This is a genomic window from Sphingomonas faeni, assembly GCF_024273235.1.
In the GTDB taxonomy this organism is placed as follows: Bacteria; Pseudomonadota; Alphaproteobacteria; order Sphingomonadales; family Sphingomonadaceae; genus Sphingomonas; species Sphingomonas faeni_A.
This window is the reverse complement of record NZ_JANBVH010000048.1, coordinates 16,434-27,924: the sequence shown is the minus strand read 5'-3', so window position 1 is coordinate 27,924 and position 11,491 is coordinate 16,434. Positions and strand designations below refer to the sequence as shown.

Annotated in this window: 14 protein-coding genes; 4 read left to right on the top strand and 10 right to left on the bottom strand. The window is 59.6% G+C overall.

Annotated elements, in window-relative coordinates:
• The coding region (locus tag NLI89_RS19215; protein WP_254688448.1) for a transposase at positions 1-188 on the bottom strand (188 nt) is incomplete at its 3' end.
• A 339-nt stretch (positions 189-527) separates the two neighbouring features.
• Between NLI89_RS19215 and NLI89_RS19210 the strand changes: the two genes are divergently transcribed.
• Positions 528-1,850, top strand: a complete 1,323-nt coding sequence (locus tag NLI89_RS19210) for an O-antigen ligase family protein (RefSeq protein ID WP_254688447.1) — start codon at positions 528-530, stop codon at positions 1,848-1,850.
• 150 nt (positions 1,851-2,000) lie between these two features.
• Here NLI89_RS19210 and NLI89_RS19205 read toward each other — a convergent pair whose 3' ends face one another.
• Together NLI89_RS19205 and NLI89_RS19200 are read right to left on the bottom strand one after the other, a co-directional pair.
• Positions 2,001-2,966 carry a FecR family protein gene (locus NLI89_RS19205; protein ID WP_254688446.1) on the bottom strand — a complete coding sequence of 322 codons (966 nt, stop codon included), beginning with the start codon at positions 2,964-2,966 and terminating at the stop codon, positions 2,001-2,003.
• Positions 2,967-2,982: 16 nt separating this feature from the next.
• Positions 2,983-3,513: an RNA polymerase sigma factor gene (locus NLI89_RS19200; RefSeq protein WP_254688445.1), complete on the bottom strand. Its 531-nt coding sequence runs from the start codon at positions 3,511-3,513 to the stop codon at positions 2,983-2,985.
• Between the two features lie 74 nt (positions 3,514-3,587).
• Between NLI89_RS19200 and NLI89_RS19195 the strand changes: the two genes are divergently transcribed.
• Positions 3,588-3,842 carry a helix-turn-helix domain-containing protein gene (locus NLI89_RS19195; protein WP_254688444.1) on the top strand — a complete coding sequence of 85 codons (255 nt, stop codon included), beginning with the start codon at positions 3,588-3,590 and terminating at the stop codon, positions 3,840-3,842.
• A 208-nt stretch (positions 3,843-4,050) separates the two neighbouring features.
• On the opposite strand, the gene NLI89_RS19190 is transcribed toward NLI89_RS19195, so the two are convergent.
• Together NLI89_RS19190 and NLI89_RS19185 are read right to left on the bottom strand one after the other, a co-directional pair.
• Positions 4,051-5,016: a FecR family protein gene (locus NLI89_RS19190; protein ID WP_254688443.1), complete on the bottom strand. Its 966-nt coding sequence runs from the start codon at positions 5,014-5,016 to the stop codon at positions 4,051-4,053.
• Between the two features lie 16 nt (positions 5,017-5,032).
• On the bottom strand, positions 5,033-5,560 hold the full coding sequence (locus NLI89_RS19185) for an RNA polymerase sigma factor (protein WP_254688442.1): 528 nt from the start codon (positions 5,558-5,560) through the stop codon (positions 5,033-5,035).
• Positions 5,561-5,678: 118 nt separating this feature from the next.
• On the opposite strand from NLI89_RS19185, the gene NLI89_RS19180 reads away from it, so the two are divergent.
• Positions 5,679-5,909, top strand: a complete 231-nt coding sequence (locus tag NLI89_RS19180; protein WP_254688441.1) for a helix-turn-helix domain-containing protein — start codon at positions 5,679-5,681, stop codon at positions 5,907-5,909.
• A gap of 384 nt (positions 5,910-6,293) precedes the next feature.
• A complete protein-coding gene (locus tag NLI89_RS19175) occupies positions 6,294-6,509 on the top strand; it encodes a helix-turn-helix transcriptional regulator (RefSeq protein ID WP_254688440.1) in 216 nt (71 codons plus the stop codon).
• Between the two features lie 423 nt (positions 6,510-6,932).
• Here the strand turns inward: NLI89_RS19175 and NLI89_RS19170 are convergent, their stop codons facing one another.
• The 5 genes from NLI89_RS19170 to trbL are packed head-to-tail and all read right to left on the bottom strand — an operon-like array spanning position 6,933 to position 11,447.
• Positions 6,933-7,151 (bottom strand): DUF2274 domain-containing protein, encoded by a 219-nt coding sequence (locus NLI89_RS19170; protein WP_254688439.1) that lies wholly within the window; start codon positions 7,149-7,151, stop codon positions 6,933-6,935.
• A 9-nt stretch (positions 7,152-7,160) separates the two neighbouring features.
• Positions 7,161-8,375, bottom strand: a complete 1,215-nt coding sequence (locus tag NLI89_RS19165; protein WP_254688438.1) for a TrbI/VirB10 family protein — start codon at positions 8,373-8,375, stop codon at positions 7,161-7,163.
• Positions 8,372-9,331: a P-type conjugative transfer protein TrbG gene (gene trbG / locus NLI89_RS19160; protein WP_254688437.1), complete on the bottom strand. Its 960-nt coding sequence runs from the start codon at positions 9,329-9,331 to the stop codon at positions 8,372-8,374. The genes NLI89_RS19165 and trbG overlap by 4 nt, the downstream gene beginning before the upstream one ends.
• Positions 9,328-10,140 (bottom strand): conjugal transfer protein TrbF, encoded by an 813-nt coding sequence (gene trbF / locus NLI89_RS19155; RefSeq protein WP_254688436.1) that lies wholly within the window; start codon positions 10,138-10,140, stop codon positions 9,328-9,330. Before trbF ends, trbG begins: the two co-directional genes overlap by 4 nt.
• Positions 10,140-11,447: a P-type conjugative transfer protein TrbL gene (trbL, locus tag NLI89_RS19150; RefSeq protein WP_254688435.1), complete on the bottom strand. Its 1,308-nt coding sequence runs from the start codon at positions 11,445-11,447 to the stop codon at positions 10,140-10,142. The genes trbF and trbL overlap by 1 nt, the downstream gene beginning before the upstream one ends.
• Positions 11,448-11,491: the final 44 nt, after the last annotated feature.

The window sequence follows — 11,491 nt, the reverse complement described above, 5'->3', positions numbered from 1 at the left end:
TTTTCGTCCTCGAGCGCCCGCAACCGCGCCGCCTCCGACACGGTCATCCCGCCGTACTTCGCCTTCCAGTTGTAGAATGTCGCGTCACTGATCCCGTGCTTCCTGCACAACTCGGCGGTCTTCACGCCAGCCTCATGCTCGCGCAGCACCCCAATGATCTGATCCTCGGTAAATCGGCCTCGCCGCATCACTCGTCTCCATCTGACGAGCTAACTTACCAATGGCATGAATTCTGGGGAGCAGGTCAGTTCGTCCGCACGCTAAAGCGCGATTATGTCCATGCCTTTCCCCCGGCCGATGCACAGAGCATCATTGACCAACTGCCTTCTGGTTCGCCATTGTAGAAACGCGTGCTCGCGCCGCGCTTTGCGCCATCGATCGCACCGCTAGTTCATCGCAGAACCTGTGAGGCTCTGCCGCGCCTTTCGGGAAAGACAGCAATAGCCTGTACTTGTCCCCCTTAGACATAAGATGCTAATTGTGATCTTAGCAATGCCTTACAAACCCTTCGATTCAGGTTTACATAGATGCTAAATAGGACCGATCAAAAACTAAGCAGTCGTATAGTTAAAAACATAACAGTTATTTCTTTTTGTTTACTATTGGCACTATTTTTTTCTACTCCATTTTTTTTAATGGACACGGTACTTCCGACTTATATGAAGATATATAGATTATACGGGTATGGGTTACTATTCGGGCTGCAATTTTTGCTGCTACTATGTAGAGGTTTTGAAAAATCAAAGCTCGCATTCATAACGCCTGTAATCGCGGTACTTGCCTGGTTCTGCATCAGCGTGTCTTGGGCAGATCACTTTGATCTTTCATTTCGCCGAGTATTACTGGTCTTTCTGATTTACTTTAGTGTATTTAGTGGAGTAATTGACTTAGGATACAAAAAGACGTTAGATATACTGCGATTATTTCTGGTATTGGTTTTGACTATCAATATATTTACAGTATTTGCGTTTCCAGATATTGGTATACAGAGTTGGCATTCTTATCATTTGTGGCGAGGCCTGCTAGCTGATAAAAATATTGCCGGCGTCGCGAGTGCCGTCACCGTAATTGTATTCATAATTGATGGCAAACGTATAGCCCTTTATCAAAGGGTATTAATAATATGTGCAGCCTTTCTTTTTTTATACATGTCATGGTCACGCACGGCTTTAATTGCCTCGGCTGCAGCTCTAGCAATAGGCGTATTAATACCAAAGATTAGGCACCACATAATACATAATTCAGATTTTAAACGAAGATTTACTGATAGATATATCTGGTATACTTTCGCGGTGTCTGTTTTAGTACTCACATATTTAACTATGCAACGTGACATAGTGGTCTCATTTACCGACAACGCTTCAGGACTGTCCCTTCGGAATTCTATCTGGCGACCAATGATACAATACTATTTAGATCATCCTATCCTTGGAGCAGGCTATGGTTCCTATTGGGATGCCTCGGTTAACATCGAGAGTGATACGGCATATAGTACACAAAAGTGGTTGAAAAACGTAGATCAAGGCCATAACGGCTACCTTGACCTACTTGTGCAGACGGGTTTTTTTGGCTTAGTACTTGCTCTATGGGCGGCGATAGCTTGGCCGATGACGCAGTTTATGACTATGGTTGAGCGGCAGCCTGATCGTGCTGCACTCACTTTTTCCCTATTAAGCTTTTTTATGATCGAGAATTTTACTGAAAGTAGCCTCTTCGCTGACGATGCACTCGGCAACTTGTTTATATTCTTTGCACTTGCGCAAGTACATCGCTTCAAACTGCGATCGGGTGACCAAGTTAGACATCGGCGTGATCGGTCGTTCGACTCTCGTGAACACTCGGAGAAATAACTAGTTAAAAATCTGCTCGGGTTGTGTCCTAGAAAGATGACATTATCGCGCTCACCGATCGACTAACGATTGCGAAGCCCGCAAAGCGTAAGCGCCTCAAGTTTGCCTGATCAAGATGCCCTGGCGGGAGCCCAGCCACGGCATTCCGTTTCATTGCCGCAAGCTGATCGATCCGTCGCCATCCGTTTGCGATTTCAGCGGCAGCACAGCAGTGACCGCAGCGGTAAAACTGCGGGCATCGCCGGTATCGACGGTTCCGCTGATGCGCGCCTCGGCGAACCCCGGTGCATCGAGTCGGACCGGCGTATCGACGTAGCGATTGACGGCGGTGATGGCGCCTTGAAGCGTCATCCTGTCCAGCACGATCCGACCGCGCGTCCATGCCGTGGCGGGTGCCGTATCAGCCGTCTTGATGAAGCTGGCGTGCCCACCGTTCAGCGTCACCCCCTGCCCCACCCGGAGGTGTGCCACGGGCTGGTCATCCGCACTGACGCGCACGCGGCCTTCGATTAGCGTCACGTCGACCGTATCCCCCTGGCGATGCACATCGAACTGCGTGCCCGTCGCCAATACACGAACGCCGCCGGCATCGACGGTAAAGGGTCGCGCGGCATCATGAGCGACAGTGAAATAGGCTTGCCCGTGCTCGAGTGAAACGCGGCGCGCGCCACCGACGAACTTCACCGTGATCGCCGTATCTGTATCGAGCATCACGCGTGATCCATCGGTAAGCATCAGTTGGTGCTGTTCGCCGACCCTCGTCGCGTATCGATCGCCGCCCGCGGCCCAGTCGGAGACCAAGGTGACGCCCACGGCTATGATTGCAATCGCGGCGGCGGCCAAAGTGCCAATCGAAAAGCCGCGATTACTGTAGCGATGCGCTGGGCGGTTCATCGCCTGCTCGGTCGCGGCGAAGATTGCTGGGCGATCGGCTAGATTGCCGACCTGATTGTAGAACCGATCCACTGCGATGTACGCGTCGCGGTTCCCCTCGATCCTCCGCCATGCGAAGAACTCTTCGAGCGTCCCCGCGGACACGGGCAACGTCTGGAGGCGCGCATACCAGTGTGCCGCCTGCATTCGCGCGTCGTCGCCGCCTACGCCATTGTCGTTCATGGATCCGTGCCGCCGCCTAGTCGCGCAGTCTGCTCATGCACAACGCCAAGGCCTTGCCCATCCGCCATTCGACGGTCTTGATAGAGATACCGAGGTTCGCCGCGATCTCGGCATTGGTCATATGCCGGAAACGGCTCAGGACGAAGACGTCGCGCAATTTGTCGGGGAGGTCGAGCACGATGCGCACTAGTTCGAGTACCGCCTCCTGCTCGTGCATGCCATGCCTGTCACCGAAATCTTGGTTGGCGGTGGCGGTCCTGAAATACAAATCACGAACTGCCTCGCGCCGCTTACGATCCCGAAACAGGTTGAGGGCAGTCTGTGACAGGAAGGCTTTGGGGTGCTGGATGTCGTCCGCCTTAAGTCCAGCGGCGCGGATCCAGGTATCCTGGACGATATCGTCGACATCGGTCGGGTGGCCTCGCATTCGGCGCGTGACCAGAGCACGGAGCCACTCGGCATGGTCTCGGTAGAGCAATTCCATCGTGCGCCAACCCGGCGTCGCATCGCCTACAGTCAGCGGGATGTCGCTGTTCGATCCAGACACGTTTGATCCCCATCCGCCAGGAAAGGATATGGAAAAACGGCATATAACATAATGGCATTTAAATCAAATGCTGGATGCCAAAGACGATCTTCAGCGACGAGAATATGGTGGTCGTAGAAGTCGTGAAAGCCGCGCGGATTGCAGCTGGCTTAAAGCAAACCGATTTAGCTGAGCGCATTGAGAAGGATCAAAGCTGGGTTAGCCTCGTGGAAGGCTCACAGCGCCGACTGGATGTGGTGGAGTTCATCAAACTAGCTCAAGCCCTCGACATTCGCCCATCCACTATGCTCGATGAAATCGTTGAGAAGATTGCCCAATCTGAGCGATAATGATGACCGATCTTGTCGATTGAGATTTTCAAAATAGACGATCTAGTACGGACATATACAACGCCGGGGACTGCGTTCCCGGCGTTTGGTGCTTGTATGGCAACCGAAGCCTGAGAGGCGCTCGCCATCGCAAAGCCTGCACCGCGCAAGCGGTTGAAGCTCGCCTGATCCGAATGCCGTGGCTGGAGCGCAGCCACGGCATTCCGTTTCATTGCCGCAAGCTGATCGATCCGTCGCTTTCCGTTTGCGATTTCAGCGGCAGCACAGCAGTGACCGCAGCGGTAAAACTGCGGGCGTCGCAAGTATCGACGGTGCCGCTGATACGCGCGTCGGCAAAGCCCGGTGCATCGAGCCGGACGGGCGTATCGACGTAGCGATTGACGGCGGTGATGGCGTCTTGAAGCGTCATCCCGTCCAGCACGATCCGGCCGCGCGTCCATGCCGTCGTGAGCGCCGTATCGACGGCTTTGATGGGACCGACGCGTCCGCCGTTTAGCGTCAGCGCCTGCCCGGCGTGCAGCTGTGTCACGGGGCGGTCATCCGCACTGATGTGCACGCCGCCCTCGACCAGCGTGACGTCGACCATGCCTCCGTCACGATGCACATCGAACTGGGTGCCCGTCGCCAATACCCGAGCGCTACCGGCATCGACGGTAAACGGTCGCGCGGCATCATGGGCAACGGTGAAATAGGCTTGCCCGTGCTCAAGCCAAACGCGGCGCGCGCCGTTGACAAATTTCACCATCATGGCGGTATCGGTATCGAGCATAACGCGTGATCCATCGGCCAGCATGAGTTTGCGCTGTTCGCCGATCCTCGTCGCGTATCGATCACCGCCTGCGGGTAACTCGGCGACCAGGGTGACGCCTACGACGAGGATCGCAACCGCGGCGGCAGCCAATGTGCCAACCGTAACGGCGCGATTACCGGAGGGATGCGCGGGACGGTTCATCGCCTGCTCGGTCGCGGCCAGGATGGCGGGGCGATCAGCAAGGCTGCCCGCTTGATTGTAAACCCGATCGACGGCGATAAACGCGTCGCGATTTCCCGCCATGCGCCGCCACGCGAAAAACTCTTTGAGCGTTTGCGTGGACACGGGCAGCGTCTGGAGACGCGCATACCAGTGCGCCGCCTGCGCCCGCGCGTCGTCGCCGTTCACGTCGTTGTCATTCATGGATCTGTGCCGCCGCCTAGTCGCGCAGTCTGGTCACGCAATATGCCAACGCCTTGCCCATCCGCCATTCGACAGTCTTGACCGAGATGCCAAGACTCGTCGCAATCTCGGCGTTGGTCATATGGCGGAACCGGCTCAGGACAAAGACGTCGCGCAGCTTGTCGGGCAGGTGGAGAACGAGACGCTCCAGTTCGACCGTGGCTTCCTGCTCCGACATGCCGTTTCCGGTGCCGCCGCCGTGATCGGGGGCGGTCGTCTTGGAATGCTGGCGGACCGCCTCGCGGCGCTTGGCATCACGGAACAGGTTGAGCGCGGTTTGGAACAGGAACGCTCTCGGATGCGTGATCTCTGCGGCCCCGGGCCTGGCAGCGCGCACCCAGGTATCTTGCACAATGTCGTCGACATCGGCCGGCTGCAAACGCAATCGCCCGGCGATCAGACGTCGGAGCCAGTCGGTATGGTCTTGATACAGAGATTCCATTTCCGGCCAGTGGACGCCCTCACTGGTGTGGCGCGGAGGCGTGTCGTCGTTATACCCTGCCATCAGCCCGCTCCATCTTGGCGAACGAACGCACCGATTTGACCAATCCAGCTCATCGGACCGTGCGAGTGTAGAGTATACTCCGTGGCAATATACTCTTCAAGATCGTGCTTTCAGTTGGATGAATGCGCGAGATATCCTAGCCCAAAACCTGCGAGCCCTTCGTCGCACGAAAGGCTGGTCGCAGGAGGAACTTGCGGATCGGGCGCAGATCGACCGCACCTATGTGAGTGCGCTCGAGCGCTGCATTTATGCGGCGAGCGTGGATGTCCTCGACCGATTGGCGAATGCCTTGGGTGTCACCGTGGCAACCCTTTTCGACGAAGGTACCTCCGCCACCTCCAAGGAATAGGTCGTTGATGGAGGCATACCAGACGTTGTATCGGGCTCGACCCCGAAGACTTGATCATTGCACGGCAACTAGATCTGCGAACGTTCGCCTTCGCCCGACTCGATGCTCTCGCATCGACCTAATATGTCGCGACAAACTCATAGAGATCGGGGTGATATGAGCGTAATAGCACTCATACTCAGACCGCTTATCCGCTAAGAAATAAATTTAACTACCGCAGAGTTCCCTCATAACTATCGTCACGTCCCCGAATTATGACTTGGGTTCACTGAACCCATACCAAAAAGATATTTTGCGACTATCTCTTATACTTGACACTCGAAATCTGACATTTCAAACCTGCCGCCGGTGAACGTTTAGGCTCACTGAGTACAGGAGACTGTCATGCAGACCGAAACACCTGACCGCATTCTTCGTCTTGGCGCGGTGCTCAACCGTACGGGCCTCAGCCGGTCGACATTGTACCGGAAGATTCAGACCGGCACCTTCCCCAAGCAGGTACGTATTGCGACCCGCTGCACCGGGTGGCGCGAGTCCGCGGTCAGTGACTGGATGCGCGACCCGCTGTGCTACAGCGTCGATGACCACGCGGGCGACTAAGCGGGCTGTCGGACCGGAGCGAACAGCCCACCAATTTTGGGACGGCGCGCGAAGCGAGCCTGCCGAGTTGTTCGAAAGATATCGGCGTGACGCACAAAACCGAGGCATTACAAGGTACGCGGGACGCAAGAAGGCTCGCCACGCACGCCTTCAGCTATCAGGCCTGTCGATCATGATGCGATATCATGCTTGTCATCGCCCGTCGCATCCGCACGGAATGCCAGCAGATGATCCGCCGCCCTGCTGAACGATCCACGCGATGATTTCCCGGTCGCTCCAGCGCGAGGCGAACAGCGACAGCTTGTATAGATGCGGAAACGTCCACTCCTAGATCATCCGATAGATCATCGAGTTGCCGGGGGCCGTCGCGGCGCTTGACCTCATCGAGCTTTGCGAAGCGGTCCGGGAGGCCCTTCCCGGTGCTCATCTGCCAGTCGCGCGGCTGCGAACGAAATTACGATCGCTTTCGAGGAACGCGGCCAACATGGCAGGAATGAGTTCTGCTACCGGCTCCTCGCGTCCGTAGGTTTCGGCGTACAGCGCGGCATAGTCGTGCAGCATCTGATGCAGATCGGGCGTGACGGTGATTGACAGCTTGATCGGTGTCCGATCCGGCAGCTTCGCCAATTTCAATTCGGTCATATCGTGCTCCTATTGGTGCCACGGCGCGAGGATCAGGTCCTTGTGGACCACCAGTCGCACGGCTGAGCCGGGCCGGATCGTGATCGTCGGCTGGATATTGAGATTGCGCTGGGTGATCTGATCACCGGCGCGCGACGCATTGCCTTGCGTCGACTGACGGATTGCCTGCACGAGATCGCTATCGCCCGACAGCGACAGTTCCGAGCCGACCCCGAACACTGTCGATAGCGCGATACCTTTCAGCAATTGCCAGGTGTGAAAGTCGACCTTGTCCTGCAATCCGACATAACCCGACGGATCGGTCGCCGGGACGTTGTCGATGCGCAGCGAGCTACCGTCAGGCATGATGATCCGCTGCCACACGACCAGCGCGCGCGTCTGCCCGAACGCGACGACGCTGTCATAGCTTCCGACCAGACGTGCGCCCTGTGGTACAAGCAGGATACGCCCGGTCGGACTGTCATAGACGGTCTCGGTCACCTGGGCGGTGACGAGGCCTGGCAGGTCGGAGCGCAGCCCGGTGCTCAGGCTCGCCGATATGACGCTGCCTGCCGACAGGATATAGGGCGACGCGGCCGGCTCGAGCCGGTGCGGATTACTGTCGCCCGTGGGATCGAGCGCCGCCACGAACGCCGCCTTGCGGTCCTGCGCGTTTGGGTCGTTGGTAGGATCAAGCGCCACCTTGGGTTGCTCGGCGACAGTCGGCACGTCCCCGGATGACGACCGCGTCACCGTTACGGCTGACGAGGTCATCCCGCTGGAAACGAGCACACCCGACTCGCGCGCGGCCTTGCCTTGGGCGAGAAGGCGCTCGCGTTCGGCTGCCTCCGTCTGATCGGCCTCCGTCTGATTGATCACCGTTTGTCCGGTCGACGACGACGCCAGCGCAAGCTGCCGCTGGCGTTCGAGGATAGGTCGGCCGAGATCGCCGGGGAGCGGCGGCCCCAGTTTTGGGGCATCGCCATAATTGGCGGGCAAGCCCTTCACCGCATCGGCCACCGCCTTGCCGTTAGGCTCGGACATGTCGGTCTGCTCGGAGGCATGGCGAAAGATGGTGGGCTTGAGCGCCATCCAGGTGATCGCGATCAGGCTGACCGAACCGATCGCGGCGATCGCGATGATCACGCCGCGTCGGAAGCGGATCGCGCGCGCCGGTTTTGCGCGGATCGCCAGTGACTCCGGATCGACCTTCGCCGGGGCGGCCGGTTGGGCTTCCTCGCTCATGCCCCCCTCCCCTGCCGTCCGCCCTCATCAATGCGCGTGATGCGGACCACGTCCTGATGCTTTCCGCCCAACCGGAGTTCAGCGCGATCGAAAAGCCGATCGACGATGTAGAAGCGACCCGCGACACGATAATTGACGAGACTGACCTCGCCCTTGGCATCGACAAGGAACAGCGGTGGCGCTTCGCCGACCGACAGGCTTGGCGGAAATTCGATGAAGGTCTGCCGGCCGTCGTCGAACGCGCGCACGGGCCGCCATGTCGGCGTATCGCCGCTGACATCGTAATTGAACCGCAGCGCCTCGACCGTGAGACCCGACGCGACAGGCTTGGCCGCCTCGGTTGTTTCGCTGGCCCGGCGCAGCGCGATGAGCTGGTCGGCGGGGTACGTCCACGAAAGGGCCGCCATCGCCGTTGCCGTCGTGCTGGTCAGGGTCACATGGTAGCTGCGGCGGTCGGTGGTGATGACGAGGTTGGTCGACAGGCCTGGGGCGAACGGCTTCACAAGAATATGGGTGCGCCTGTCCGTGCCGCTGCCGCTGGTGGTATCACCGATAACCCACCGCACCGTATCGCCCGACGCCACGGCGCCCAACGCCTCGCCAGGCTGGAGCGCGATGTCGGTTACGCGTTCGGGCGCGGTATAGAGCTGATAAATAGCCCCTTCCGCATAGGGATAGACCTGTACGGCGTTGATGAACCCATGGGCCGTCGGCTGCAAGGTCGCCGCGCCATTGGCGGCACGCACGCGGCGTTCGTGTGCCGAGATTGGTTTGTATCGGCGGGCACGCGGCACGACAGGTTTTGCAGGCGGCACCGTTGCCACCACCGGCGATGTGACCGGGGTCGCGGTGGCAGTTGGTAATTGGGGCTGTGCTGCGAGCCTTTGTGGCTGAGAAGACGCCGGCAACGTCAGGAGCACGGTTGCGCTGGCAAGCAACAAGAAGCGTCGGGTCATGGCTGTGTCTCCGGGCTGGGTTGAACGGGCACCGCGCCAAGACCGGGGTCGATGGGCGAACCCTGCGGCATGGTTGCTGACGCGGTTGAATTCTGCGCCGCAACCGAAGCTGGCGCCGGACCGGCAACGTCGAGTTCGCGGGTCCAGTCGATCGCATCGACGTAGAGACCCAGCGGGTTCCTGCGCAGAATGTCGGCGGTCGATGGCGGCTTGGTGACGATCGTCAGGATCGCGGTCCAGTTCGATCGGCCCGTCTGATTGCCGCGTTCATAGGCGGTCTCGGTCCACTTGATCTGGAATGATCGATCCGACGCCCGCACCACGCTGGTGACCTGCACCGACACCGTGCGTTCGCCGATCCGCGCGAACGGATCATTGGTGCGGGCATAGTCGCCGAGGAATTGCGCGCCGCGGCGGGTCGTGACGTCATAGGCGGCGAGCCAATTGGCGCGCATCAGCACGGGGTCGAGCGATACGCCGCGCACGGTCTCGATGAACTTCGACAGATGCCAGGCGATCTGCGGATCGGTCGGTCGAAAGGCGGCTTCGGCGGCCGTCACCGCGCGGGCCTCGCCGAGCCGGTCGACCTCGACGACATAGGGCGTGACCCTGCTTTGCGTCGATTGCCAGAGCAGCCCACCCGCCAAACTGGTCGATAACGCAAGACAGCCAAACGCCATCAACCGCCAGTTGCGCGCCTGGACCCGGGCCGACCCGATGCGGTCGTCCCAGATCTGCCCGGCGCGCTGATAGGGAGTCTCTGGCTCGGGTGTTCGTCCATAGCGCTGGACGGCACGTTTAAAGATCATCACTCGTCCCTTTCCTTGATGTCGGGTGTGGCGGATCCGCCGCCGCGATCGCCGTCCTTGAGCGCCTGAAGGGCAACATGGCGGTGGTGGCGGGCGGTCTGTTCGCGACGCATGGACCGCGCCCAGGCGGGAGCGCCGTCGCTGGGAGGCGTCGAGCTAACAGGCGACGATCCGCCACCGGGCGGGTTGAAGGCGTTGTGTGCGGCGGCACGGCCGCTGCTCGCGGCTTCGTTCAGGCCAATCGCCTGTGACATGCGACTGCGTGCCGTGTTGCCGGCCGCGCGCGCGATACCACCAAGGCCCGCGCCTACACTCGATGATCCGGCCGTCTCCTGGCCGAGCTTGTAGGCGGTCGATGCCGCCGATCCCATCGACGTGCCGGCGCGAACTGCGGCCAAGGCGCCGCCGCCGACGGCACCGGCCGCGCCCAGCACAGCACCGCCGCCGACTACCGCGATGCCGGCCGCGCCTGCCGTGGTACCGAGCGCGGCGCCCGCGCCAAGCTGCGGTGCACCGGACACCAGGCCCGAGGCGATGCCCGGCGCGAAGATGCCGAGGCCGAAGATGGCGAGGCTCGCAAGCACCAGCGACATGGCCTGGCCGATATCGGGCTCCTGGCCCTGCAAGGCAGCCGTGAACTCAGTGAAGAAATTCGAGCCGATGCCGACGATGACCGCCAGCACCATGACCTTGATGCCCGACGAAACGACATTGCCAAGGACGCGCTCGGCGAGGAAGCTGGTGCGGTTCCATAGCGCGAACGGCACGAGGATGAAGCCGGCGAGTGTCGTCAGTTTGAACTCGATGATCGTGACGAACATCTGCACGGCGAGGATGAAGAACGCGATGATCACCAGCACCCAGGCGAACAGCAGCACCGCGATCGTCAGGAAATTGTCGAAGAAGCTGGTGAACCCCATCATCTTCGACGCCTGATCGAGCAGCGGCCACGCAGCGGAAAAGCCGGTGGCAGCCAGCCGGCCCGGCTTGAGAAGATCATCGGCGGACAGCACGCCGCCGCCAGCGGTGAGACCGGCCTGCGCGAACGAGCGAAAGATGATGTCGGCGAGCGTCGCAAAGCTGTTCAGGATGAACGCGAACGCGCCGATATAGAGGATCTTCCGGATAAACCGACCGATCACATTGTCGTCGCCACCCATTGCCCAGAACAGGCCGGCCAGCGTGATGTCGATGCCGATCAGCGTGGACGTCAGAAAGCCGACATCGCCACCGAGCAGCCCAAAGCCGCTGTCGATATAGGTGATGAACGCGGCCATGAAGCGGTCGATGACGTTGAGGTCGTTCACGGTGGGGTTTTCCGACGCACAGGGGAAAATGCCGCGGGGCGTGA